The organism is Cupriavidus taiwanensis (genome assembly GCF_900250115.1).
GTDB lineage: Bacteria > Pseudomonadota > Gammaproteobacteria > Burkholderiales > Burkholderiaceae > Cupriavidus > Cupriavidus taiwanensis_B.
Genome location: NZ_LT984804.1, coordinates 536,507 through 561,925, shown reverse-complemented (window position 1 = coordinate 561,925; position 25,419 = coordinate 536,507). Strand labels below are relative to the sequence as shown.

Annotated in this window: 22 protein-coding genes; 13 read left to right on the top strand and 9 right to left on the bottom strand. The window is 66.4% G+C overall.

All coding sequences use genetic code 11. The features are described from left to right. Positions 1-51: 51 nt before the first annotated feature. Positions 52-669 (top strand): flavin reductase family protein, encoded by a 618-nt coding sequence (locus CBM2586_RS19345; protein WP_115665369.1) that lies wholly within the window; start codon positions 52-54, stop codon positions 667-669. Between the two features lie 15 nt (positions 670-684). Here the strand turns inward: CBM2586_RS19345 and CBM2586_RS19340 are convergent, their stop codons facing one another. Further along, on the bottom strand, positions 685-1,143 hold the full coding sequence (locus CBM2586_RS19340; RefSeq protein WP_115665370.1) for a MarR family winged helix-turn-helix transcriptional regulator: 459 nt from the start codon (positions 1,141-1,143) through the stop codon (positions 685-687). A gap of 210 nt (positions 1,144-1,353) precedes the next feature. Between CBM2586_RS19340 and CBM2586_RS19335 the strand changes: the two genes are divergently transcribed. The 8 genes from CBM2586_RS19335 (at position 1,354) to CBM2586_RS19300 (ending at position 10,395) form a co-directional block, all read left to right on the top strand. Continuing rightward, positions 1,354-2,415 (top strand): AraC family transcriptional regulator, encoded by a 1,062-nt coding sequence (locus tag CBM2586_RS19335; protein ID WP_115689255.1) that lies wholly within the window; start codon positions 1,354-1,356, stop codon positions 2,413-2,415. Positions 2,416-2,733: 318 nt separating this feature from the next. Continuing rightward, positions 2,734-3,522 carry an SDR family oxidoreductase gene (locus CBM2586_RS19330; protein WP_115689253.1) on the top strand — a complete coding sequence of 263 codons (789 nt, stop codon included), beginning with the start codon at positions 2,734-2,736 and terminating at the stop codon, positions 3,520-3,522. 68 nt (positions 3,523-3,590) lie between these two features. Next, the gene (locus CBM2586_RS19325; RefSeq protein ID WP_115689251.1) at positions 3,591-4,880 is read left to right on the top strand and encodes a styrene monooxygenase/indole monooxygenase family protein; all 1,290 of its coding nucleotides are present in this window, start codon (positions 3,591-3,593) and stop codon (positions 4,878-4,880) included. A 77-nt stretch (positions 4,881-4,957) separates the two neighbouring features. Then, complete coding sequence (locus tag CBM2586_RS19320; RefSeq protein ID WP_115665374.1) at positions 4,958-5,482, top strand: flavin reductase family protein; 525 nt, start codon at positions 4,958-4,960, stop codon at positions 5,480-5,482. Between the two features lie 99 nt (positions 5,483-5,581). After that, on the top strand, positions 5,582-7,177 hold the full coding sequence (locus CBM2586_RS19315) for a phytoene desaturase family protein (protein ID WP_115689249.1): 1,596 nt from the start codon (positions 5,582-5,584) through the stop codon (positions 7,175-7,177). 27 nt (positions 7,178-7,204) lie between these two features. Further along, positions 7,205-7,984 carry a cyclase family protein gene (locus tag CBM2586_RS19310; RefSeq protein ID WP_115665375.1) on the top strand — a complete coding sequence of 260 codons (780 nt, stop codon included), beginning with the start codon at positions 7,205-7,207 and terminating at the stop codon, positions 7,982-7,984. A 43-nt stretch (positions 7,985-8,027) separates the two neighbouring features. Beyond that, entirely contained in the window at positions 8,028-8,972 is a 945-nt protein-coding gene (locus tag CBM2586_RS19305) for a SphA family protein (protein ID WP_231942622.1), read from the top strand. Between the two features lie 181 nt (positions 8,973-9,153). Next, positions 9,154-10,395 (top strand): adenylate/guanylate cyclase domain-containing protein, encoded by a 1,242-nt coding sequence (locus CBM2586_RS19300; RefSeq protein ID WP_115689247.1) that lies wholly within the window; start codon positions 9,154-9,156, stop codon positions 10,393-10,395. 264 nt (positions 10,396-10,659) lie between these two features. On the opposite strand, the gene argC is transcribed toward CBM2586_RS19300, so the two are convergent. After that, positions 10,660-11,589: an N-acetyl-gamma-glutamyl-phosphate reductase gene (gene argC / locus CBM2586_RS19295; protein WP_115689245.1), complete on the bottom strand. Its 930-nt coding sequence runs from the start codon at positions 11,587-11,589 to the stop codon at positions 10,660-10,662. Positions 11,590-11,718: 129 nt separating this feature from the next. Here argC and CBM2586_RS19290 point away from each other — a divergent pair, with 129 nt between their 5' ends. After that, the gene (locus tag CBM2586_RS19290) at positions 11,719-12,603 is read left to right on the top strand and encodes a LysR family transcriptional regulator (protein ID WP_115665378.1); all 885 of its coding nucleotides are present in this window, start codon (positions 11,719-11,721) and stop codon (positions 12,601-12,603) included. Between the two features lie 424 nt (positions 12,604-13,027). Beyond that, positions 13,028-14,392 carry a sigma 54-interacting transcriptional regulator gene (locus CBM2586_RS19285; RefSeq protein WP_115689243.1) on the top strand — a complete coding sequence of 455 codons (1,365 nt, stop codon included), beginning with the start codon at positions 13,028-13,030 and terminating at the stop codon, positions 14,390-14,392. Here CBM2586_RS19285 and CBM2586_RS19280 read toward each other — a convergent pair. The 7 genes from CBM2586_RS19280 to CBM2586_RS19250 form a co-directional block, all read right to left on the bottom strand. Next, on the bottom strand, positions 14,337-15,170 hold the full coding sequence (locus tag CBM2586_RS19280) for an amidohydrolase family protein (protein ID WP_115689241.1): 834 nt from the start codon (positions 15,168-15,170) through the stop codon (positions 14,337-14,339). The two genes, CBM2586_RS19285 and CBM2586_RS19280, sit on opposite strands and share 56 nt — an antisense overlap. Continuing rightward, positions 15,167-15,976, bottom strand: coding sequence for a hypothetical protein (locus CBM2586_RS19275; RefSeq protein WP_115665381.1), 810 nt, complete (start codon positions 15,974-15,976; stop codon positions 15,167-15,169). Before CBM2586_RS19275 ends, CBM2586_RS19280 begins: the two co-directional genes overlap by 4 nt. Continuing rightward, a complete protein-coding gene (locus tag CBM2586_RS19270; RefSeq protein WP_115689239.1) occupies positions 15,954-17,093 on the bottom strand; it encodes an aminotransferase class I/II-fold pyridoxal phosphate-dependent enzyme in 1,140 nt (379 codons plus the stop codon). The genes CBM2586_RS19275 and CBM2586_RS19270 overlap by 23 nt, the downstream gene beginning before the upstream one ends. Positions 17,094-17,179: 86 nt before the next feature. After that, entirely contained in the window at positions 17,180-19,243 is a 2,064-nt protein-coding gene (locus CBM2586_RS19265; RefSeq protein WP_115689237.1) for an 8-amino-7-oxononanoate synthase, read from the bottom strand. A gap of 19 nt (positions 19,244-19,262) precedes the next feature. After that, positions 19,263-20,669 (bottom strand): hypothetical protein, encoded by a 1,407-nt coding sequence (locus tag CBM2586_RS19260; RefSeq protein ID WP_115665383.1) that lies wholly within the window; start codon positions 20,667-20,669, stop codon positions 19,263-19,265. A 51-nt stretch (positions 20,670-20,720) separates the two neighbouring features. Continuing rightward, complete coding sequence (locus CBM2586_RS19255) at positions 20,721-21,668, bottom strand: hypothetical protein (RefSeq protein WP_115665384.1); 948 nt, start codon at positions 21,666-21,668, stop codon at positions 20,721-20,723. Positions 21,669-22,011: 343 nt separating this feature from the next. Continuing rightward, on the bottom strand, positions 22,012-23,070 hold the full coding sequence (locus tag CBM2586_RS19250; RefSeq protein ID WP_240987973.1) for a hypothetical protein: 1,059 nt from the start codon (positions 23,068-23,070) through the stop codon (positions 22,012-22,014). Here CBM2586_RS19250 and CBM2586_RS32115 point away from each other — a divergent pair. Both CBM2586_RS32115 and CBM2586_RS19245 read left to right on the top strand, forming a co-directional pair. Next, complete coding sequence (locus tag CBM2586_RS32115) at positions 23,069-23,389, top strand: hypothetical protein (RefSeq protein ID WP_240987972.1); 321 nt, start codon at positions 23,069-23,071, stop codon at positions 23,387-23,389. The two genes, CBM2586_RS19250 and CBM2586_RS32115, sit on opposite strands and share 2 nt — an antisense overlap. A gap of 238 nt (positions 23,390-23,627) precedes the next feature. After that, the gene (locus tag CBM2586_RS19245) at positions 23,628-24,737 is read left to right on the top strand and encodes an alkene reductase (RefSeq protein WP_115689233.1); all 1,110 of its coding nucleotides are present in this window, start codon (positions 23,628-23,630) and stop codon (positions 24,735-24,737) included. Positions 24,738-25,419 lie beyond the last annotated feature (682 nt).

Genomic DNA, 25,419 nt, shown 5'->3' with positions numbered 1-25,419 from the left:
CACCCTTCTCCGCCTCCGGGGATGCCCGGCGGCGGTGCATCTCGCACGCGTATGGACGACATCCACTTCTACGAGCCCACGCTGGGCCACGGGTTGCGCCACGATCCGCTGGCCGCCATCGTCGGTCCGCGCCCCATTGGCTGGATTGCCACCCTGGACCAGGCAGGGGTACCAAACCTGGCGCCCTATGCCTTTTTCAACGTCTTTAACTATTCCCCGCCGGTGGTGGCCTTCTCAAGCGTTGGCTACAAGGACACGGTGCGCAATATCGAGGCGACTGGCGACTTTGTCTGGAACCTGGTCACACGACCGCTGGCCGAGCGCATGAACATGACCAGCGCCGGCGTGGCCCCCGAAGTCGACGAGTTCGTCCTGGCGGGCTTGACACAGGCGCCATCGCGCCTGGTGTGCGCGCCCCGGGTACAGGAAAGCCCGGTGTCATTTGAATGCCGCGCGACTCGAGTCATGCAACTGGGCAGGGCCGACGGCGCGATGCTGGGCACCTGGATGGTGCTGGGGGAAGTGGTCGGCGTGCATATCGCCCGCGCCTTCGTCCAGGATGGCGTGTATGACACCGCCGCTGCTCGTCCCATCCTGCGCGGTGGCGGTCCGGCGGATTACTACGAGGTCAGCAAGACCACGCTCTTCCAGATGCGCCGGCCGGCCTGACGCGGGGAGATGGACTCAGATGGCGGGACGGTGCAGCCGGATCAGCAGCTTCAGCGTGGCACGCAGTTCGTCGGCTTTTTTCTCCCCGAGCGGTGCCAGCACTTCCGCTTCGTGGGCCCGCGCCTGGGCGATCAGGCCGGAGGTCAGCTTTTGGCCACGCGCAGTGATGCGCACGAGCGTGATGCGCCGGTCGGTCTCATGGGGAATGCGCTTCACGTAACCCTGCGCTTCCATCCGGTCGAGCAGGCGCGTCACGGTAGGCTGCTTGGTCACCGAAAGCTGCGCCAGTTCTCCGATGCTGATCGGCTTGCCGCCCGACAACGTTGACAGCACGCGCCAGTCTGAAACGGTGAAGCCGTTGGCCACCACGATGGCGTGGAATTCCCCCGAGATCAGTTGGCTGGCCTGGGCCAGCAATGCCGGCGTGTAGTTGTCGACGAATTCGTCTTCGGAGGTGTCGATGGACTTGTTCATGAGGTACGGTGAGCGATGGGACGACCGTGGCGGCCGCGCGGCAGTAGAACATACCACGGCGCCCGGTTTGCTCCGCCGCCAAGACCGAGCGGCAGGACTTTTCCCTCTTGATGCAAAAAGGGACTTTCAGTACAAAGTCATTGAATGGCGCGAGCGTCTGTTGCTGTCCAGCCAACGACGCCAGGATGCAATTCCGCAGGAACGAGACAAATGCCAACCGCCCCCCGGTCCAGCTCCAACACCGATGCGCCGACGAGTGCAGAAGACGGCTCGCAGAGCGCAATGCTGTCTGACTACCCGTTGTTTCGCTCCGTGGATCCGGAAGAGACGCAGGGCAGGGTCGCGGCAGTCTTTTGCCCCCATGAGCTGCGGGTGATTGGTGCATCGCAGCATCTGCATGTGCAACACAACCTTGTGCGGCTGCAAGAGACCGCGATCAACTTCCTCGCCTATGGCGCGCATGTCGAGATCGACCCTGGCCGCCTGGGGAATTTTTATCTGGCGCAGATTCCGGTAACCGGGCATGCCAACATTCTTTGCGGGCATCAGAAATTCCTTTCCGATGTACACACGGCCAGTCTCTTGAGCCCTGAGACGCCGACGCGCATGCAGTGGCATGACGATTGTGCGCAGGTGTTGCTGTGGATAAGCAAGGAGGCGATCGAGCACCGCTTTGCCTTGCTGACGGGGCGCGACCCGGGCGAGCCGCTGTCGTTCGAGCCCACCCTTCCGAAGCAAGCGGGGCCGTCGAGCTCGTGGACGCAGGCCGTACTCGACCTTGCCCGCAATATCGACCGGCACGGTGCCCAGTGGCTCCAGTTTCCTGTCGCGGTGGCTTCGATGGAGGACTATCTCTTGCGAACGCTGCTGCTACTTCAGCCGCATACCTACACCGAGTTCCTTGCCCGCAGCACCGATCCCGCCAAGCCGCGTCATTTGCAGCGCGTAATTGATTATGTGCACGCGAATGTCGACCAGCCACTTACCGTGGCCGACCTGGCGCAGGTCGCCTGCGTCAGCATCCGGGCGCTGGAGGAAGGCTTTCGCCGCCATCTCAATACGACGCCGGTCGGCTACCTGCGAGACGTCAGATTGGATAGCGTGCGACAAGCGCTGCTTGCCGCAGCGGGCGCGAAGCAGGTTTCGGTCGCGGATATTGCCTATCGCTTCGGGTTTACCCATCTGGGCCGGTTTGCGGCCTACTACAAGAAGCGCTTTGGCGTACCACCATCGGCGACCTTGCACCGTGCCGGAGCTGAGCCAAGGTCCTAGGCGAGCCAAGGTCCTAGGCGCCGTAGCCTTCTCGCTGCTCCGACAGCGTCAAATGCATCGCTCATCGAACCGCGCCTCCCTTCACCGTAATTGTTGATACATCAAAATAAGTCCACCATCCCCGCTGGGCTGGAATCGCCGCTCCAAAAAACCGGCAACGCTGCCGCGCACCGCTCCTCTCCATACGACCAACCCGGACTTTGCATCGGCTCGTTATCCGGATATCGGAACGCGGATTGCGGATAGAAGCATCGTCACTGGTACACCAAACTGTCTTTCACATGGCTACGTGCGAGCCGATACAAAAGTGGAGACAACATGCAAGGAATTCAAGGCAAGACGGCCATCGTGACCGGTGGCGCAACCATGATCGGCGAAGCGGTTATAGCGGCCCTTGTCTCGGCTGGCGCCAACGTCGTTGTCGTCGACATCGACGAGCAAGGAGGCAATCAGGTTGCGGAACGCCATGCTGCGCATTGCCGCTTTGTTGCAGTGGACGTGACCAGCGACGCCGCCATCTCTGCCTGCATCGCCGAGACCGTGAACGCCTTTGGGGGCATCGACCTGCTGGTCAACTGCGCCTGCACCTATGTCGACAATGGTGCAGCGTCCACGCGCGAACAGTGGCTGGAATCCTACAACGTCAACGTGGTTGGCGCGGCGATGATGCTGCAGGCTTGCGTGCCGGAGATGAAGAAGCGCGGCGGCGGCGCAGTGGTGAACTTTGCCTCGATCTCGGCCGGCGTGGCGCAGTCCGGGCGCTGGCTGTACCCGATCACCAAAGCCGCGATCCAGCAATTCACTCGCAGCGCTGCGCTTGATCTCGCTCCCGACAACATTCGAATCAACTCAGTCTCACCAGGATGGACCTGGTCATCGGTGATCAGTGCGCTGAGCGGTGGCAACAAGGCGAAGGCCGACAGCGTCGCTGCCGACTTCCACCCGCTCGGGCGGCTCGGCAAGCCCGAGGAAGTCGCGCAGGTGGTCCTCTTTCTCCTGTCCGACGCTGCCGGCTTTGTCACGGGCACCGACTACGCCTGCGATGGCGGCTATGGCGCATTGGGCCCGGAAGGCCGGCAGGCAGCCATCCAGCGGCTCACCGCTTAAAGCGACCACCGGCCGTGGCGCACGCAAGCGCCAGCCAAAAAAGCACGATACCCCTACTGGAGAGAGACATGACCACCCAATCCATTTCGAAGATCACGCCGCGCAAGATCGCGATTGTTGGCGCAGGGCAAGCAGGCCTGTTGCTGGGCTGCGCCCTGCTGCATCATGGCTATGAGGTCACGCTGGTCACTAACCGCACGGCAGAGGAAGTCTGGAGCGGCAAGGTGATGTCGTCCCAATGCATTTTCGATCAGGCGCTTCAGATCGAGCGCAATTTCGGCCTGAATCAATGGGAGGCACAGTGCCCTACCGTCGATGGCATTGGTCTGACCATCCCCACCGATGATGGGAAGGGCGAAATGGCCATCCATTGGCGTGCGCGCCTGAATGCCTCTGCGCAATCCGTCGACCAGCGCGTCAAGATGCCCGGATGGATGGCCGAATTCGAAAGCCGTGGCGGCAACCTGCGCATCGAGAACGTGGAAATTCCCGAGCTCGAGGCTCTGGCGCAGAGCCATGACCTGGTCCTGCTGGCGGGTGGCAAAGGGGAGATCGTCAACCTGCTGACCCGCAATGAGGCCCGCTCTCCGGTGCGTCATCCGCAGCGCCAGCTCGCGCTGGCCTATGTGACCGGCATGCAGCGCAGCGGCCCGTTTGAGTGCGTCAATTTCAATCTGATCCCGGGCGTCGGCGAATACTTCGTGTTTCCGGCATTGACGACCAAGGGCAGCAGCGAGACCCAGGCCTGCGACATCATGGTCTTTGAGGCCATTCCGGGCGGTCCGATGGATCGCTGGGCTGATGTCAAGTCGGCCGACCAGCATCTGGATGTCTGTCTCGGCATCCTGCGCGAGTACCTGCCGTGGGAGAGCGAGCGTTGTGCCAGCGTGCAGCTCACCGATGCCAACGGGATTCTGAGCGGGCGTGTCACGCCGACCGTACGCAACCCCACGCTTACGCTGCCATCCGGCCGCATGGTGATGGGCCTCGGCGATGCCGTCATGGTCAACGACCCGATCACGGGCCAAGGCTCGAACAACGCCACCAAGGGCGCCCTGCACTATTTCGATTCCATCCTGCGCCACGGCGACAAGCCCTTCGACAAGGCATGGATGCAATCGACCTTCGACGGCCTTTACGAAGGCTACGCCGAGCCGGTGATCCGCTGGACCAACTCGCTGCTGTTCCCGCCGCCGGATCACATCGTCAGGCTGCTGGCCACGGCGCAACATGCACCGCGTATCGCGCATCGCATCGCCAACGGCTTCAATGATCCTCGCGACTACGGCAGCTACTGGTTCGACGAGGAAGCCACCGACGCCTGGATCGCGCAAGAATCGCAGTCCCGGGCCGCCTGAGGCAGAACAAACAAAAAATACCCGAAAACAAGTTGCCTGCCTGCTCCTGTCGGTGCAGCAGGCTTCAGGAGACAGCCATGACCGACGCACGCGAGTTTCGGAATGCCCTCGGCCGCTTCGCCACCGGCGTAGCGATTGTCACAACCCGCACCCCAGACGGTGAACCATGGGGCGTAACTGTTAACAGCTTCAGCTCGGTATCGCTGGAGCCGCGACTGGTGCTGTGGAGCCTTGCAAAAAAATCCTACAGCCTTGAGGCGTTTCAGAACACCGGCAGTTTCGTGATTCACATTCTGGCCGCCGACCAGGAAGATGTGTCCAATCGCTTTGCACGTGGCACGGATGGCAAGTTCGCAGGCGTCCCATGCACGGATGGCCTCGACGGCTCTCCTGTCCTGCCAGGATGCGCAGCGGTTTTCCAATGCCGCAACACGCATCAGTATGACGGCGGGGATCACGTCATCTTCCTTGGCGAGGTCCGGCATTTTGACACGTCGGATCGGGAATCCCTGCTCTTCTACAAGGGAAACTACGCTCGTACCGCGAACGCCCTGACCGAGCTGTCCGACCTGATCCGCACCGAGTACGTCGCCGCGACCTGATTCCGGTACCGCACACGCAATCCGTCTGAAGGAAGCTGGCCAACGCCGCGACCCGACGTATTTGCCGACCTCTCTTATCCTTGCCCCCGGGATAATCCAATGAGTACGTATGACGCCGTCATTGTCGGCAGTGGTATCAATTCGCTCGTCTGCGCAGCCGTTCTGGCCAGACGTGGCAAGCGCGTGTGTGTGCTGGAACGCAATAGCGCGCTGGGCGGATGCATTCGCACAGAGGCACTCAACGCACCGGGCTATCTGCACGACACGTTGTCCACGGCACATCCGCTCTTTGTCACCTCGCCGGGCTACGCGGAGCTGAAGGATGATCTTCATCAGGCAGGACTCAGCTACCGCAATAACAACACGCCCACTGGCGTACTGCTGCCCGATAACCGTTCGCTGATTCTCAGCACCTCCCGTGAGCGCAATGTCAGCGCCTTCAATGCGCTGGCAAGCGGCGACGGCGATGCCTTTCAGGCGGCCATGCAAGAGGTCGAGCAAAACGCCGGCCTGGTGTTCTCCCTGCTCGGCAACGAACTGTGGAGTGCCGGAGTTGCAAAGACCGTGGCGGGTCGTCTGTGGAAACAAGGCGTGCATGACACCGTCGCCTTCTTTTCCCCCGCCCTGATGAGTTGCCGCAGCTGGCTGGAGACGCGGGTCAAATCCGACCTGGTCCAGGCGCTGCTCGCGCCTTGGGTATTGCATACCGGCCTTGGCCCTGAAAGCGCGCTGTCCGCATTGATGGGCAAGGTAGTCGCCTTCACGCTGGAAGCGGTTGGCCTGCCGATCGTCCAGGGCGGCAATGCCCGTACTGTCGACGCCTTCCGCAGAATCATCGAGAGCCGGGGCGGTGCTTTCCATGTGAATGCCGACGTCGAGGACATCCTGGTCGAGGCCGGTTCGGCGCGCGGCGTCAGGACGCGGGACAACCGCGTTTTCATGGGCAAGGAGATCATCTGCAACGTCACGCCTGGCCAGCTCTACGGGAAGCTATTGGCCGCTGAGCACGTTCCGCCTCGCCTACGCCAGCAGGCAGCCGAGTACCGATACGGCAAGGGCAACATGCAGATCCATCTGGCGCTGTCCGCCCCTCCCGACTGGCCCCAGGAACATCTGCGGGATGTCATCTACCTGCACCTTACCTCGGGTCTGGACGGTGTCTCCAGGGCAGTCAGCGAAGCGGAACGAGGCCTGCTTCCGGCAGAAGGCACGATTTGCGTTGCCCAGCCTTGCGCTGTCGACCCATCCAGAAGCCCGGCTGGAGGCTGGGTGCTCTGGATTCAGGTGCCGGAGTGCCCGCGCCAAGTCAAAGGCGATGCACTTGGAGAGATCACTGTCCCGTCGGATGGTCGCTGGACTGCCGAAGTCCGCGAGCGCTACGCCGACCGGATTATCGACCGGATTGCGCGCCAGGTGCCAAACCTGAAGGCAAGCATCGTCGGGCGGACAGTTCTCTCCCCTGCCGATCTTGAGTCGATGAACGTCAACCTCGTCGGCGGTGATCCCTATTCCGGCGAATGCAGCATCGACCAGTTCATGTTCTGGCGCCCAGTCCCTGGCATCAAGGATCACGCTACCCCGGTTAAACATCTGCATCACATCGGCGCCTCGACCCATCCCGGACCCGGCCTTGGCGGTACCTCCGGATACCACGTCGCCAACGCGCTCGCAAAGAAACGGGCGAAATCAAACTGAAAAGTGAAGCAACTACAGGAGACAACCATGAGCAGCAGCCTTGCCCATTTTGCCGCCGATCTGCTGTCCGGCCGCATCCGCGTGGTGGATTTGACGCAGACCTTGAGCTCTGAATTCCCGACCATCTCGCTGCCGCCCGAGATGGGCCAGACCTGGCCGTTCCGGCAAGAGACCATCTCGCGCTATGACGATCGCGGCCCGAACTGGTACTGGAACAACTTCTCCTGCGGCGAGCATACCGGCACCCATTTCGACGCACCCGTCCATTGGATCTCCGGCAAGGACCTGCCGGACAATACAACGGACACCATCCCCGCCGAAAAATTTTTTGCCACCGCTTGCGTCATTGACTGTTCGAGCGAGGCTGCGGAAGACCCGGATTACCTGCTCACCGTCGACGCCGTCAAGGCCTGGGAAGCCCGGCATGGCCGCATCCCTGCCCGCTCCTGGGTCCTGATGCGCACCGACTGGTCCAAGCGCACCAGTCCCGAAGCGTACCTGAATGCGCGTGACGATGGCATGCATACCCCAGGTCCTGACCAGGGGGTTGTCCAGTGGATGATTGACGAGCGCGACGTCCACGGATTCGGCGTCGAAGCCATCGGCACCGATGCGGGCCAATCCTATGGCTGGGAGCTGCCGTTCCCGTGCCATTACCTGATGCATGGCAACAACCGCTACGGTCTGCAGTGCCTGACCAATCTCGACCAACTGCCGCCGCAGGGCGCATTGATTGTCGCTGCCCCGCTGAAGATCAAGGACGGTTCCGGCAGTCCGCTTCGCGTCCTGGCGCTGATTCCCGGCTGATATTCCACTGAGCCACGCATAACCAGAAAAGGAGGAGAACGAAGTGAAGAAACGAGCAATCGCGGCCCTGCTGGCCGGTTCGCTTGCACCAGGCGGCAATCAGGCGCTCGCCAAGGAGGGCGCAGACCAGTATCCCAATGGAGCTGAAAGCTGGATGTCGGGTGCTTTGCCTCCGCCGGGCACCTATCTCCTCAATTACACCGGCTACTACGGCGGTAAGCTCAAAGATGGCGACGGCGACAATGCAAATATCGCCGGCAGTCCGGCAAAGGTTGATGCCTGGTTCGACGCGTTGCGGGTGGTAAAGGTCACCGACATCACGCTTCTTGGCGCAAGCTGGGGCATGCAAGCCATCGTTCCGCTCGTCTACCAATCCATGAATTTGCCCCAGATGGGCGGCCGTCGCAACGCCACTGGCCTGGGCGACATCACGATCGACCCCATTGTCCTCGGCTGGCATGGTGCGAACTGGCATGTCACGACGGGTCTGGACATCTATGTGCCCACGGGGCGCTACGACCGGAACGATCCGCGGACCAGCATCGGCGCGAACTACTGGGCGTTCGAGCCAGTGGCCGCATTCACGTGGCTTGGCCACGGCGGCTGGGAAGTCTCGGCCAAGTTTATGTACAACATCAAGGGGAAGAACACTGACGCCAGCTTCGGCGGCATGACGGGAAGTTATCAGTCCGGCCAGGAATTGCACGTCGATTATGCCCTGGGCAAGCATATTGGCCCATGGACGGTCGGTCTGAGCGGCTACTATCTGAAGCAGATCACGGACGACAAGTTCAATGGCGCCGTGGTGCCGGAAGTGCCCGGCGTATGGAGCCGTGGCCGTCGCGGCGAGGTGCTCGCTATCGGCCCGAGCGTCTCTTATACCAACGCCAAAGGCACCAGCTTCGTCGCCCAATGGCAGCATGAAGCCTATGCCGAGAACCGGTTTGGCGGCGACAAATTCTGGTTCAAGGTGGTCACAGCGTTCTGACGGAATGGGCCCGCAAGCGACGGGCCCAATGTGCTTTGGGGCGCGGATTTTACCTCCGTGCGAAGGGCAACGTGGCACGCGGAGTTCAGTGTGCCGCACGGTTCCAGATATGTTCCAATAGCAGCAGTCCCGTGACAGCCACCTTACATATGAAATAGCGCCGGGGCGAAAGAGGTGAAACATGGCCCTCATTAGCCGTGAGTTGTTCGCGGCCAGCCCCGAGCTTCGGGTGCGGGATGTAACGCTCTACGCACACGACGACTTTCAAACCCAGCGAGCCAAGCTGGCGAGCATCATGCTGGACGCGATGTTCCAGTACGTCGGTCTGCTAGACCTCGACGGCAGGATGCTCGAGATCAATCGGGCGGCGCTGGACGGAATCGGCATTCATATGGACGACATACGGGGAAAGCCATTCTGGGAGGCGCGATGGTGGGTCATCTCCCCCGAAACCCAAAACGATTTACGGCAATTGATCCAGCGCGCAGGCCAAGGCGAGTTCGTTCGCAGCGATTTCGAGGTGTATAGCCAAAATATCGGCGCGGAGACGATCATTGTCGACTTCTCGCTTGTGCCCATCCGGGATTCGAATGGCAACGTGGTGTTCCTACTGCCGGAGGGACGCAACATCACGGAAAAGAAACGCGCCGAGGCAGCACTTGCGCAAAAAAACAAGGAGCTTCAGGCAAGCTGGGATCTGATCTGCCGTCAGCGCGATGAGCTTCAGAATCTCTATGACAGGCTCATGGTTGAGCAGAAGCTCTCGGAGCGGCTGCTTTTGAACCTGCTGCCCTACCCGATCGCTGAACGACTGAAAGCACGTCCGGAGATCGTAGCCGACAGCATTCCGGAAATCATTGCCGACAGCTTTCCGGAGGTGACGGTCTTGTTTGCGGATATCGTGGCATTCACGCGTTTCTCAACGGGCATGAGCGCCGAGCACCTCGTCGCAGTGCTCAATGAGATCTTCACCGAATTCGACACCATCGCCGACCGTCGCGGACTTGAGAAGATCAAGACTATCGGGGATGCTTACATGGCAGCAGCGGGGCTACCGGAGCCCATTGCCGACCATGCCGTCAGAGCCGCGGACATGGCGCTGGACATGATAGACGCGCTCAACCTGTTCAATCGACGCACTGGCTATAGCCTCCAGATGCGCATCGGTATCAATAGTGGTTCGGTAGTGGCCGGCGTCATCGGTAAGCGCAAGTTCATTTACGACTTATGGGGCGATGCAGTCAACACGGCGAGTCGGATGGAGTCCCATAGCTTAGCTGGACGGGTGCAGGTTACCGACGCGACGCGCAACCTGCTGGAGAAATCCTTTCTTTTTGAAGAACGCGGCATCATCGCAGCAAAGGGCATCGGTACAGTGCATACCTGGTTTCTGACTGGCCGACGCGAGCCCATATCGCGATAGCGGTCGTCCCTGGGAAACAGCATCTGTACCTTCCGGGATCCTTAGTATCTCGACGCTTCCAAGTACGCGTAAGGGCGCCTGGCGTGAAAGCCAAACTTGCGCTCTCGTCACCCCGTTGAGTTCCCTTTCGGCAGTCCCCCGGCGTAAGCGCGAGCAGCCCGAAGTCAGAGTTTCGGCCTGCATGAGACATCCGACCCCCGCGACGAGCCTGGCAACAACTGTCTGCATACGGAGCGGCCGGGCATTAGCTCGAGCCACCCGCCACTATCGCCGCGTAAGCATCAGCTCTAGGTTCTGCACCGCAGCGCCCGATGCGCCCTTGCCAAGATTATCGAACACCGCGGACAGCAGCACGTGCCCGCTTTCGACGTTATGAAATACGCTCAAATCCATGTCGTTGGTGCCGTTCAGCGCTTGCGGGTCCAGGTGTGTCAGGGCGCGTGATTCCTGCAGCGGCAACACGCGTACATGAGTCGCTCCGGCATAGTGGCGCGCCAGGCAGGAGTGCAAAGTCGTGCCATCCACGCCGGGTGCCAGCTGCCGCAACGCCAGCGGCACCGTCAGCACGATGCCCTGGCGAAACGCTCCGTATGCAGGGACGAAAATGGGACGCTGCGCCAGGCCGGCGTGCTGCTCGATTTCGGGCGCGTGCTTGTGCGCGAGTTCCAGGCCATATACCTGGTAGGAAGGCGCGCTGGCCGCGCCCTGCCCCTCATATTCCGCCACGCCGGCACGCCCGCGTCCGGAATAGCCGGATACCGCATGAATGCTGATCGGGTAAGCGGCCGGTATGAGCCCGGCCTGTGCCAGCGGACGCAGCAGGCCAACCGCACCGGTCGGATAGCATCCGGGATTGGTGACCCGAGATGCGTTGGCAATCTGCTCAGCCTGCCCCGCCGCCATTTCCGGAAACCCGTAGGTCCAGTCAGCCTGTGTGCGATACGCGGAACTGGCGTCGATCACCCGGACGGCGGGATTGACAATGGCGCCCACTGCCTCGCGCGCGGCGGCATCCGGCAAGCAGAGGATGGCGATGTCGCAGCCGTTGATGGCTTCCGCGCGCCGCCGCGCATCCTTGCGCTCCGCAGCGGGAAGTGTGAACAACCGGATGTCGGTCCGGTTGCGCAGCCGCTCGTGGATTTGCAGCCCGGTGGTGCCTTGGTCGCCGTCGATGAAAACTACGGGAGAGCTCATGGGTGGATGACTCCGCTGACTGTTGGGTTGAACAGGTAAGCCTGAGCCCCTATGTTGCGCGGAGGGCTAGAATAGAGAAAGTTGAATTTCATAACGATAACGTTCAGCTTTCCTGAATAGGACTTCGTCATGCGAGAGCTCAGCCTGGACCGCTTGCGCACCCTGGTCGCCGTTACCGATCGCGGTTCCTTTGCCGATGCGGCGCGCGCCCTGCACCTGGCGCCGCCGACGGTCAGCCTCCACATCGCCGAACTCGAGGACCGCATCGGGGCTCCACTGCTGTTACGCAAGCGCGGCCATGTGGGACCGACGCCTGTCGGCGCGGTGCTGGTGGAGCGCGCGCGCCGGCTGCTGGCCGACGCGGAGCAGGCGCTGGACGATATCCAGCGCCAGGTGGACGGGCTCGAAGGGCGTGCGCGTCTGGGCGCGTCCACGGGCGTGATCGCGCACCTGCTGCCGCAAGCGCTCGAGGTCCTGCGCAAGCACCATCCCGCCATCGATATCCAGATCGCCGTGCATACTTCGGAAGAGACCCTGTCCCGGCTGGTGGCTGGGACGCTGGATGTCGGGGTGGTCGCGCTGCCTCAGCCCCCGGTGGCCGGACTGGTGATCAAGTCCTGGCGCCGCGACCCGGTGATGGCCTTCGTGCCGGCGCACTGGCGCTGTCCGGCCCGCGTTACCCCTGCATGGCTGGCGGCGCAACCGCTCATTCTCAATGACGCGACCACGCGTCTTTCGCGCCTGACTGCGGAGTGGTTCGCGAGCGCGGGGCACCATCCCGCGCCGCGCATTCAGCTCAACTACAACGACGCGATCAAGAGCCTGGTAGCGGCGGGTTACGGCGCAGCGCTGTTGCCCCATGAGGCGACTACGCCATTGCCCGACAGTCGCATTGTCATGCGTGCGCTGCGCCCGGCGCTGTGGCGGCGGCTCGGTATTGCCTGTCGTGCGGGCTACGTCGAGCGCTCCACGCAACACGTACTGGATGTGTTGTGGGATTTGCGGTTGCCGTAGGCGTTGCACCTCGGCACCAACGCCTGCTGCCTGAATTTCCCGCCCCGGTGTCCCGACAACCCGCCCCCTGCCCGCCAGTAACGCAGCGGCATCTCAGTCTTAAATTAAGTTCATATTGCCTGCCCCCTCGCCGCTGACTAGTATTCTGAGACAAAAAACAAAGGGGGGCTTCCATGCGGCCATACCAGGTTTCCCTCGCATGCAGGCGATGCTGCGGCAACTGGCTGCAGGCACAGGCCCGCTCCGGCCTGCCGATCCTTTCCGACCCGGCCGCGGCGTCACGCTGCCGACGGCCTCATCGCTACCGACACCCCCAGCCCGCCGCCTGATCCAGGCCGGCAGCGCCGCGGCGCATGGCATGCGCGGATAGCGCGCCCGCGCCGCGGCCCCGCTGCCGAAGATCTCACTTTCGTGCGGGGGCAAGATGCGCGTAGTGCTGTATCACGACGATCGTGCCAGGCTCGAGCGCGACTTGCACGAGCATGGCCTGCCCGACCAGGTGCCGCTGGACGAGGGCGCGCGCGGCATGCTGGCGGTGCTGGTGGTGGCCGACGGCAATCGCGTCACCGAGGCCGCGCAGCGCTGGCTGCGCGCCGAGCCGCGCGCCGACGCCTTTATCGCCGGATGCACCGCCGCCACCCGCTGCCATTGCATCCCCGAGGCCTGGTGGCCCACCGCCCTCTGCGACCTGGTCTGCGCGCCGGACCATGACGCGCTGCTCACGGAACTGGCCTCGCGGCTGTGCCGGCTGGCCGAGATCGAGGCGGTGCTGGATGCGCCGTGGTTGCGCGAGCGCGCCGTGGGCGACTCGCCGGCATGGCGCGCCACCTTGCGCGCGGTGGCGCAGGTGGGCCGCTATGGCCGCGGCACCTGCCTGCTGCTGGGCGAAAGCGGCTGCGGCAAGGAATTGCTGGCGCGACTGATCCACGATCTCGATCCGGAGCGCCATCGCGCCCCGTTCGTGGTGGTGGATTGCACCACCCTGAGCCCGGAGCTGTCGGGCAGCGAGCTGTTCGGTCACGCCAGGGGCGCCTTCACCCACGCCGTCTCGGCACGCGACGGTGCGGTGGCGCTGGCGGATGGCGGCACGCTGTTCCTGGATGAAGTGGGGGAGCTGCAGCTGCCGCTGCAGGCGCGCCTGCTGCGCGTGATCCAGGAGCGCATGTACAAGCGCGTGGGCGAGGATAGCTGGCGCAAGTCGGACTTCCGGCTGACGTGCGCGACCAACCGCGACCTCGAGGCCGAGGTGCAGGCTGGCCGGTTTCGCAGCGACCTGTACTTCCGCATTACCCAGTGGACCGTGCGCGCGCCCTCGCTGGCCGAGCGCCGCGAGGATATCCCGCTGCTGGTGCGGCATTTCCTCGCGCAGAGCCTGGCCGGCACCGGGCCGGGCCTGCCGCTGGTGATGCCGGAGGTCATGCATTACCTGGTGACGCGCGATTACCACGGCAATGTACGCGAACTGCGCAATGTAGTGTCGCGCCTGGCCGAGCGCCAGCGCGGCTTCCAGGTGATCAGCACGGGCGGGCTCGACGGTCCCGTGCCGGCGCTGCGGAACGGGCTCGCGACCGACATCGTCAACCCATGGCCGGAAGCGCTGCGCCATGCCATCGAAGGCGCGCTCGACGCCGGGCTCGGCCTGAAGCATATCGGCCAGGTCGCCGAGTCCATGGCGGTGCAGGTGGCCGAAAGCCGCCACGGCTGCACCAGCCGCGCTGCGGAGCTGTTGCAGGTTACGCCGCGGGCGCTGCAGCTGCGGCGGCAGGTACGGCCGGCGCCGTCGGCGTGATGCGCTGGCCGATGCGCGCATTGTTTCTGATGGGCATCGGCGGCGGCAACGCTACCCGCGCCAGCAGGCGCAACGCATTGCCACCGGCCATGCGGGCAAAGTCCGCGGGCGTGGGACGCAGGGCGCGCAGCTTGGCCAGTTCCAGGCCGGGGTGCAGCCACGGCCCGTCGGAACCGAACAGCAGCTTGCCGGGGCCGGCGCGCCGGAACGCTTCCTCCAGCACATCGAAGCGCCGCACGCCCGAGGTATCGGCAAACAGGTTGGGATAGCGCGCGATCAGGTCCACCACCTGGCATTGCGCCGCCCAGTCGTCGGCAAAGCTGCCAAGGTGCGCGAACACGAACGCCACCTCGGGATGCGTCTGGGCCAGCAGGCGCAGCGCGCCGGTCTCGCCGCCGGGGTCGTACAGCACCGGCAGCCGCCAGCGGCGCGCGGCATCGCAAACCTGCCGGTGGATCGGGGCATCGTGCCGATGCACCTTGATGCCGCGCAGGCCCAGCCGCAGCACGGCTTCGTCGATCATGCGATGCACGCGGTCGCGGTCGCGCTCGGCATGGACCATCGCAAAGCCGGTGAAGCGCCCGGGATCGACGCGCGCCAGCGCCGCCACCTCGCGGTTGCCGCGCACGTAGTCCGACTGGAACACCGGCAGCAGCACCGAATGCGCGATGCCGGCCTGCCGCGCGCGCCGGGCATAGTCGGCCAGCGGCGCGGTGGTGTCCCACGGGCCGGACATGCCGTCACCCTGCCCGGCATGGACATGGAAATCGACGATCATCGCGGCAGCTCGAAGCGCTGGCCGGGGCCGTAGCTCAGGTCATTGCCGCCCCCGAGGATGCCGGCCGGGACCAGGTTGCGGATCGACAGGCCGCTGCCGACGGTGACCGTGCCGCGCAGCTTGTCATTGGCCAGCGCGAAGCCCTTGTTGGCGAGCGTGCGCACGATGGCGTGCTCGACTGCCGCGCGCTCGCCGGCGCTGGCCACGTTGGCCGTCCATACCGTCAGCGGCGGCGCGCACGGGCACGAGGCACCGGCGCGCGCGCTGCCCTGGCGCGCGTGGTACCAGCCATGCACGCCCAGCCGCGCCGGCAGGCTCGCTGCCGTGCCGACATAGACCGGCGTCGCGCCGCGCTGGAACAGGTAGACGCCACCACCGCGCGTGGCGCGCGCGGCGGCGTCCAGGCTCGGCCAGCGCCGCCATTGCAGCGTCACGTTGGCGGATTTCGGCGCGGACTCGAACGCCAGTTCGGCAAGCGCTGGCTCGCTCTCGTATCGGCTGGCCGGCGCGCGCCACCGGTCCAGGCTGAGCCCCACCAGCGACAGGCGCCCCGCCTGCCGCCGCGCCAGCAGGCAGGCGCGGCAGCACGCGCCGCCGCTGTCCAGCCGGCTCTCGTACCGGGCCGTGCCGCGGCGCGAGGGCGTACCGACACGCCGTGCGCGCGCCACCAGCTGGCGCAGGTCGGTCAGCAGCGCCTGCGGCGGCGCGCCGGCCGGGTAGCGGCGCACCTCCGCCAACAGCCGCAGCAGCCGGCGCATGCGCCATGGCGCCAGTTCCAGTGTTTCACCTTCCGCAGTCTTGAACATGGAGGCTCTCCCGATAGGCCGGCGGCGCGCGCCCGCGCGTCACGGCCGGCTGGCCCGCCAGCGCGGCCAGCGCCGCCAGCAGGCCGTCAATCTCTTGCGGCGCATGGCTGGCGCGCACCACCACCGCCACCGCGCAGCGCCCTTCGGCCTGGCGCAGCAACGCGGTGCGGAAGCCCGCCGCGCCCAGCCCCGCGTGCAGCGCGCGCGTGCGCCCGGCAGAGCCCAGCCGCAACTGCTGCATGGGGTGCAGCGGCACGCTGATCTGCAGGTCCGGCAAGCGCTGCTGCGCCAGCCAGCGCAAACCCCGCCGCAGGCGCCGCACGCGCTCGAGCAGCGCCGCTCGCAGCGCGTCGCCGTCGCGGCCGTTGCGCGCCAGCGCGTTCAGGCCTGCCAGCAGCGCGGCCTGCGAGGCAGCGCTGCAATGGGCCTGGGTCGGTCCGTCGCGGGCGATCTCGCCCACCAGCGCCGCGGGACCGCACAGCGTGGCCAGCGGCGCGCCGAAGGCCTTGGCCCACGATGCCAGCAGCAGCACCGGCTCGGCGGGCGCCAGGCCCGCGTAGCGCAGCAGCCCGCCACCGCCGCTGCCCCACGGATGTCCCGGACCGGGATGCGCGCCGGCCAGTCCCAGCAGCTGCGTATGGTCGACCACCACCAGCCCGCCACGCTCGCGCACCAGCGCCAGATAGCGGCGCAGCGCCACCGGCGCGCCTTCGCGGCGGGTGCCGTCGGTCACCACCGCGGGCGGACGGGTGCCGCTGGCCTGGCGCAGTCGCCGCGCCAGGTCGGCCAGGTCGGCATGGCGGAACAGCGTGACCGGGACACCGAGCCCGCGCACCCGCTCGAGCCCCCAGCGCATCACCGGATAGAGGGTGTCGTCGGCCACCAGCGCATGGGTGCGGCCGAGCCGGTCGAACAGGTCGAGCGACAGGTGCAGCGTCGACGGCCCCGCCAGGCCAACCTCGCAACCCTGCAGCGCCGCCGCCCGCGCCGCCAGCGTGCCGGCCAGCGGCGACACCGACAGCGCGGCGGGCGTGCCGGTGGTGAGCGCCGCATAGCCGCCCAGTTGCGCGGCGGGATGCGACATGCCCAGGTACAGCGCCGACGCGAAATCGATCATGGCCGCCTGCCCCTCCTCTTGCCCTGCCCCCGTGGCACGGCGCCGAGCCTGCCGCTCCGGCCGCCCCGGCCACCCGCCGCGGTGCTTCAGGCCACACGCGCGCCGCGGTGTTCTTGCAGCCGGCGCAGCAGGTGCATGCCCGGCACCTGCACGTCGACCGGCTCGGCGCCGATGTCCACGCCGGTGACGGCCCGGTATGAATGGATATAGGTCTGGATCTCGGGGCGGAAATACGCCGCCCAGTTCGCCGCGTTGGACGGATCGGTGACCGAATTCCAGTCGCTCCAGCGGATCGATGACACGATCTGTTCGCCGGTGGTGGCGAGCTGCCAGAACTGGTAGGTATTGGTATCGCCCCACCCCTGCAGCTTGCGCATGCTTTCCACCGAGTGCATCCACGGCTCGGGATACGCGATCATCGAGCGCCGCGGCAGAAACTCGCGGAATTCCGGCCGCGCCAGGATCCACTGCTGCATCATCATCTCGATGCGCGAGGTGGTCGGCAGGTCGCCGAACTGGTTGTGCGCGCCCTCGGACAGGATCAGGTGCACCTCGCGCAGCGCGTTCAGCAGCGGGAAGCCATCGGGCACCACGGTGGTATCGTCGGCCTGCCGGAAGAACGGCACGCACAGGTTCAGCAGCGTATGGAACGCGCCCAGGAACTTGCTGCGGCTGTCGGCCGGCTGGATGCGCGGCACCGCGCGGCCAAACAGGCGGAAGCCATACTCGTGCAGGTACTCGGCCGCGCGCCGCTCGATCGGCAGGCGATGCTGCTCATCCTGTACCCAGCCCCAGATGATGTTGCTCACCGGCCGCAGCGGATCGAGCTCGAGCTGGTTGAGCGGATCCCTGGGCCCGCCGGAGAGATTCTGGAAGCGGCGCGAGATCGCGTTCATGGTCTGCACCAGCTGCAGCTCCTCCATCCAGTAGCTCCAGATCAGTTCGATCAGCGGCGGCGCGCTCAGCTTGGCCGAGATGTCGTTGTTCCAGTGCTGCAGCCACAGGCAGCCGTCGCCGCACGGGCCGTCGTCGCGCGGCACCAGTTCGCGCGAGCTCGACAGCGGCTCGGCGGGATGCGTCGCGGCATGCGCGGCGGGATGCTCCGCCGCACCGGAGCGCGCGATGGCTTCGCGCATGTCGTCGACGGTGCGCCCCGCGTCGGTGCCGTGCAGGCCCTGCACCACGCGCTCCAGGTAGGGCAGCGTCGGCGACGCGCCCTTGCCGAAATACTGGCCGGCGATCTCCTCCACCTGTGCCGGCTCCAGGTTCAGCCCGAGCCGGTCATTGGCCAGATGGATCGCGGCGGCGTCGGTCCTGAGCAGCCGGGCGATGGTGCCGCTGTCGCGCGCGGACGGCACCACGGCGCCCCACGTCACCACGAAGGCCTCGGTGGCCACCTTCAGCGCGCGATAGGCATCGGTGTCCGAGAACGGCAGGAAGCGGCGCCGGCTCAGCCGCGCGGCTTCGTCGTACAGCGCCGGGCCGCCGGGTGCGCCCGCGCGCGCCGGCAGGGGGCTGGCGCCGAAGAACAGCAGGTCCACCTGGCGCGCGTAGTTGTCCCAGCTCAGCATGTCGGCGTTGCGCTTGATCAGCAGCCACAGCGCCCAGTCCGCGGTCAGGTCGCGCGAGGTGCGCTTGAGGCTGATCGCCGGCTCGCGGTAATCCTTCGCCCCGACCGGGCCGGAACGCGCCCCGATCGGGTCGAAGCCGGCGGCGCTGGTATCGTCGCTGTGCGGCTCGGCGTCCTCGCCGGTGTCAGGGTGCGGGGGCGCCTTCAGCCGGCCTGCCACGGTGACCGCGCGCCGGGCGCCCAGCTCCGCCGCGGCGGCGAACAGCCTGTCCTCCGGAATGCCCAGCCCCGCCAGCTTGCGCATGGTGCGCGCCACCTCTGCGAGGGCCGCGGGCAGCCCGTCTTCCCTGGCGCTCCAGGCTTCGGATGGCCCGACGCGGATCTCCAGCCTGGTCTCGCTGCCGGGCTTGAGGCGCAGCTGCTCCATCTCGCGCGGCTCGCCTTCGCGGGCGTACACCGCCAGCTTCAGGTATTTCTGGCCTTCGGCCAGCTTGGTGAAGTCATAGTGCCAGTCACCGTCGGTATTGCCCGTCGGCACCAGCGCGTACTCCACGCGACCCGACTCCGTGTTCGTGTTCATCACGTTCTCCTTCAGCAAATCACGCGTAGGCCGCGACCGCCATGCGCAGCGGCTGCCGTCGTTGGTTGAGCGCCTCGCTCAGCTGCGCGCTGCCGGCGCTCCAGGGCAGATAGCCGGCCAGTGCCCAGCGCTGCAGCAAGGCCGAGATGGTGCGCAACTCGACGTCTGGCGCCAGCAGGCCGCTGTAGCGGGCCTGCCCCAGCACCGCGAACGCCAGCGTCGGGGTATCGGCCAGGTACTGGTGCGGGCGCGACCGCACCAGGCGCCAGAGCCGCAACAGGTTGGCGGGATCGCGACCGGGCAGCCGCAGCGCCTGCCCCAGCGTGCGTCCGCCCAGACGCGGCGCGCGCAATGCGAGCAGCCTGGCCACGAACGCCGGAATCGACTGGTCCAGCTGCGCGAACGCACGCCGTTGCGCGGCACTCATCTGCCAGCGCGGGTAGAGCCGTTCCCACACCTGCTCGAGCGCATCCCATTGCGGATGCGGATACAACGCCCGCCCCATCGCCACCGACAGCTTGACGCGGATCCACGGCGCCGGATGCGGGTCGTCGAGGTTGATGCGCAGCACGAACGCGCGCGGCAGGCTCACCACGCTCATCAGCCCGCAGGTTGCGGCAATGCCCACCCGCGACACCGCCCACAGGTCGGCGACGATCTCGCTGATCCAGCGCTCCCAGGCGCGCCAGACCTGCGGCGGCGCCGGCGCCGCAGCCGTGGCCGCAGCTGTTGCCGCAGCCATCGCCCCGGTGCCGCCGGACACCAGCCGCAGCCCGCGCTGGCCGTCGCCCGCGGCGGCACGGCGGTATGCATTGGCCAGGTCCAGCAGCGCCGCCGCCTGGTGCCCCACCTCGTGGAACAGCGACGCCGCCAGGCCGGTGCCGACCATGCGCTCGCGCGGCATGCGGATCACCGCCACCGGATTGGCGCCGCCGCCGGGCAAGCGCGTGCGCGCCCGCCGGATCGCGCCGCCATGGCCGCGCTCGACATAGCAGATCACCTGCGGCAAGTCGATGGCCACGCCGGGCTGCCGCAGCCCGTCGCGCGCGGCCACGTCCAGCCCCGCCAGCCAGACCCCGGTGCCATGCTGGCTGCGTTGCGTCAGCACCTCGGCAAAGATCTCGAAATGCGTCAGCGCGGCGTGGAAATACAGCTTGAGCATGGCATAGCGCCGCTGTGCGCGCGCCACCGCGGCGGGCTCGGGCCGCGCGTGTCGCAGCGCGCCGAGCAAGCGCGCAATGCGCCGCCGCAGCTGGTGCCGCGCCGCCTGCATATGGCGCTCGATGGCACCCATGGCCTCGTCGCTGATATTGGCGGCGGGAACCATCGGCATCTGCAGCGCATAGGGCAGCTGCGCGTCCAGGCGGGCGCGGATGCCGAGCACCTCCTGTTCCAGCAACCGCAGGGCGTTGGCGCAAGCGTTCATGACGGCGGCCTCGGAGTCGTAGCGCGAATGTCGGGAGCGAGCGGGAGCGGTTCAGAACATCGGCCGTGGCGGTGCCAGGTACAGGATCAGCGCGCGCCCGTTGCGCGAGCGCCGCCACTGCCCGCCCATCGGCAGCGCCGCCGCGCCCAGGCCGCCTTGCGCGGCGCCATTGCCGCACGACGGGCACGACCCCGCGCCGCCGTTGGCGTAGCCCGCATACGGTGCGCGTACCGCGGCGGCGAGGCCGGCCACGGGCTGCGCCGCGGCGGCACCGCTGGCCGCCGGCCCGAAGATCGGCGCCGTGCCCATCTGCCGCGCCGCCGCCACGCCGTTCTGCGAAATCGTGCGCATGGCGGGCAGCAGCCCCGGCGCCACCTGGCGCGCGGCCTGCAGGAACGCCGCGCGCGCGGCCCGCGACGGCGGCACGTTGCGCGGCATGGTCAGCAGGTTGCGGGTTGCCTGCTGGCCGATGCGCACCACGCGGCGCGCCACCTCGAACTCGCGGTCCTCGTTGCTCAGCCCCTCCAGCTCGAGGCCAAGCGCGCTGCCGGCCATGCTGGCGAGCTTGCCGCCGATCGCGCCACCCGCGCCCGGCACCACCAGGTTGCCGAGCGCGCTGCCCACCACCGGCAGCGCCGCCTTGGCCGCCGAACGCAGGATGCCGCCCAGCGCCTTGCCCGCCGACGACCTGGCAAAGCTGCTGGCGGCGCGTCCCACCGAACGCACCAGGCCGCCCAGGAACTGCTCCATTTCCTGTTCGCTGTTGACGGCCAGCAGCTCGGCCGCCAGTTCCATCTCCTGCATCTCGCCGGAGACCTCTTGCTCGAACTCGTTCTCGAATTCCCCCTCGCCCTCGAATTCGCCTTCGAACTCCGTCGCCATGCCGCCGAGTTCCTGGCCCAGCTCGCCGGCCTCCATCAGCTCCGAGGCCAGCTCCTGCTCGAGCTCGTTGTAGCCGGTGCCCCAGCCGCCCGGCCTGGAAGTCCCGATATCGTGCATTTGCAGCTCCTTTCAGGTTAGGTTGGCGAGCCGCAGCGGAACTCGCGTGCCCATCTTGTGCACGCGGCGTGCCAGCCCGCACGGAACGTCTAAGTCCCTGAAAAGGCGAGATATCCGGAAAGTCCTCCGCGACCGGCGGCGAACCGCGCTTCGCGCGGGGCCGGCCTGGAGTGAGGGCTCGGGCGAAGCATGCTTCGCTGCCCGGGCGCAGTGTGGAATGCAGGGTTGGCGTGATCCCCCCGTCCGGCATGGCGCGACCTGCCCACGCCTTCACCGGCTTCACGCCGCCTGCGGTCTGCGCGATAGCGGGCGGCAGGAGACCTGCCCCTGCCGCCCGTCCCGCCTACTTGATGCAGGCGAGGTTGACGGCAAGGCCGCCCCAGTCGGTAGCCTGGTTGTTGTCGACCTGGACCTGGAGCTTGTCGCCATGGGTGACCGCCCCGGCCGGCACCTCCTTGCTGCAGTGCTGCTGGCCATTGGTGATCTTGCAGCTCAGGTCATTCATCGGTGCCAGCACGACCGAAGCCCCGGAACCGCTCACCTTGTGCACCGAGATGTCGAGCGTGCCCTGCACCTTGCCGAGCGTGCTGGCCGTAAGCGCGACGCGGGTGCAATCGTAGGGAATCACGACCCCGAAGTCCGACGGCAGCGGCACCGCCCCGCCGGCGCCGGTCATGGCATAGCGGCCGCGGCTGAGCGTATCCGGCACGTTGAAGTTGCCGTTGTAGACAGTGCCGTTGGCCATGGTCACGCCCGTGGCTGGCCATTTGCCGTCCTGCTTGGGACCGTACATCGTCCACGTGGTGGTATCGAAATAGAAGTCGCCGTTCTCGCCGATGTCGTCGGTCGGCGCGCCGCTGCCGTACAGGACGTGGCCGCCATTGCCGACCGTGGTGCCACCCGTGCCGCCGGTGCCGCCCGTACCGCCGCTGCCCGACCCGCCGCTCAGCGTGACCCCTGCCGGCCACACGCCATCCGCCTTCGGCCCGTACAGCGTCCAGGTGCTGGTGTCGAGGTAGTAGTCGCCGTTGTTGCCGAGGCTGTTGTCGGGCGCGCCGGCGCCGGTCAGCACCGCGCCACCGCCCGGTGGCGGCGTGCCGGTGGTGCCGCCGAGCGGCACGCCGGCGGGCCAGGTGCCGTTCGCCTTGGGGCCGAACAGCGTCGAGGTCGAGGTGTTGATGTAGTAATCGCCGTTGTTGCCGACGCTGTCGGTCGGATCGACCGAGCCGGACAGGATGGTGTTCCCCGCCGCACCGGTATTGCCGCCGGGGCCTGCCAGCGAAACCCCCGCGGGCCACACGCCATTGGCCTTGGGCCCGAACATCATCCAGGTCACGGTGTTCAGGTAGTAGTCCCCGTCCTTGCCGATCTCGGGCCCCGGATCGGTGGTGCCGGACAGCATGGCACTGGTGGTCGCCGCGGCCGGTGCGGGCGACGTCGGCGCGGCAGGTGCGGGCGACGTGCCTGGCGACGTGCCTGTCGAAGTGCCCGGGCTTGCGGTGGCGCTGGTAGAGGCCGATTCGCCCCCTCCGCCACCGCCGCAGCCGGCGAGCATGATGACAAGGCAGGCGAATGGCACGGCGGCCATTCTGATGTGGGCGTTTTTCATGGGCTCCCCTTCCTCCGACTCTGCGGTCATAAAGGTCGACGGCCGCGAAGGTGCCATCGATGCACCCAATCTAGTTGGCGGAAAGGGAATGGAAAATCGGCTCGATGGATGACCCAGGTATGTGTCCGCGATGAAACGCTGCTGGTGCCGCGAGCGCGCCTGACGATGCCGCCGTGCGCTCCACGGCCCAGCCTGAGGATCTCTTACTTTTGAAACCAACTCAAAAGTCTTTGACCGATACCAGGCTTACTCAACAAGGATGAAGCGCGCAAACTGCGCTCCATTCAAGAACGATTCATGCCGGCGGCCACGTACCCCATGGCCATGGCCTGCGCAAACAAGGTCCTCCAATGAGTCTACTGTTCAAGCCCTTCACCCTGGGCGAGCGCCAGCTCGCCAACCGCATCGCCATGGCACCGCTGACCCGTTCCCGCAACCCGGACGGGGTGCCCAACGATCTCAACGCGCTCTATTACAGCCAACGCGCCGACGCCGGGCTGATCGTGACCGAAGGTACGGTGATCTCTCCCAGCGCACAGGGCTTCCTGTTCAACCCCGGCCTTTACACCCCGCAACAGGTGCAAGGCTGGCGCAAGGTCACCAATGCCGTCCATGCGAAGGGCGGCACCATCTTCACCCAGCTCTGGCATGTCGGCCGCGTGAGCCATGTGTCGATCCAGCCCGGCGGCATCCAGCCGGTCAGTGCCACCAGCCAGCTCGCGAAGGACACCAAGGCCTGGGGCTATACCGCCGACGGCACGCCGGGTGCGGTCGATGTCTCCGTGCCCCGCGCACTGACGACCGGGGAGGTCTATGGGGTCATCGCCGATTTCGCCGAAGCGGCGGCCAATGCGGTCGAGGCCGGCTTCGACGGGGTCGAGCTGCATGGTGCCAATGGCTACCTGATCGAACAGTTCCTGAACCCGACCGTGAACGACCGCACCGATGAGTTCCGCGGCGACACGCTGGCAAGCCGCACTTGCTTCGCCCTGGCCGCCATCGATGCGGTGGCGGCGCGCATCGGTGCGCAGCGCACGGCCATCCGGCTGTCTCCCTATGGCGGCCTCGGCGACATGGGCCACTACGCCGGGCTCGAGGACACGTATCTCCATCTCGCCGACGAACTGTCCCGTCGCAATATCGCTTACGTGCACCTGATGGACCAGAGCACGCGCGGCAGCTCGGCCATGCCGGAGGATTTCCTCGCCAGCTTCCGCCGCCGCTTCAAGGGCGTGCTGATCCTTGCCGGAGGCATGACGCGCGCGCGCGCCGAAGCCTTGATCGCCGCTGGCCGCATCGACATGGCGGCATTCGGCGAGCCGTTCATTGCCAACCCTGATCTCGTCGCACGGCTGCGGAACGATTGGCCGCTGGCGGCGTCGGTGCGCGCGCTTCACTACGGGGGCGGGGCTGAGGGATACACTGACTATCTTGCCTACGATGGTCGCGCTGTGGCCTGATGGGATGGTCGGTTCCGTGCAGAGGGTTGCTACGGTGTGGGTCATTTGTCGTGCTTGGCGGGCGTGGCTGTTTCGCCGGCGTAGCCGGCGACCTACTTCTTGTCCGAGCGACAAGAAGTAGGCAAGAAACGCGTCGCCTGAGCGGCTGGCTAAGGCGGCGTTGGTGGTTCGAGCGGTGGTGACTTGCGGTGAGGCGGCTGGTGGTTCCGACCTGCTGACGCTACCTGGAGGTGCCTGGCGTTCGGGGGCGGATGGACGAACCCGACCTTAGGTCGGTGGCCGCCTGCTAAGGCCGTTATTGGTGGGACGCCTTCGGCTGCGCTGCGCGCGCTCCCTATCTCAGGTCTACTGCTCTGGCACGGAGTGCCTCGCTGCGCTCGCACGCGTTGTCGCGGGCGAGCGCAAAGGATTTTCTCTTCCGCTGGTTTTCTCCCCTCTCCCGCGCGCGTGCGGGAGAGGGGCGGGGGTGAGGGCCGGCGCATCAACGAAGTCAACCGCATCACTCCCTGCGCATCCACATCATCCCCGGAATCCTTCGAAGAACAAAAAAAAACCGGCCATCACCGATGGCCGGCACCAAGCTCACAGCAGATGGAGATTGCGGCCCCGCCGCGCATCGCCGCCGCCGGACCGCGTTGGCGCGGGGCCGAGGCTCAATGTGCATCACCGCGACGGCGCCGCC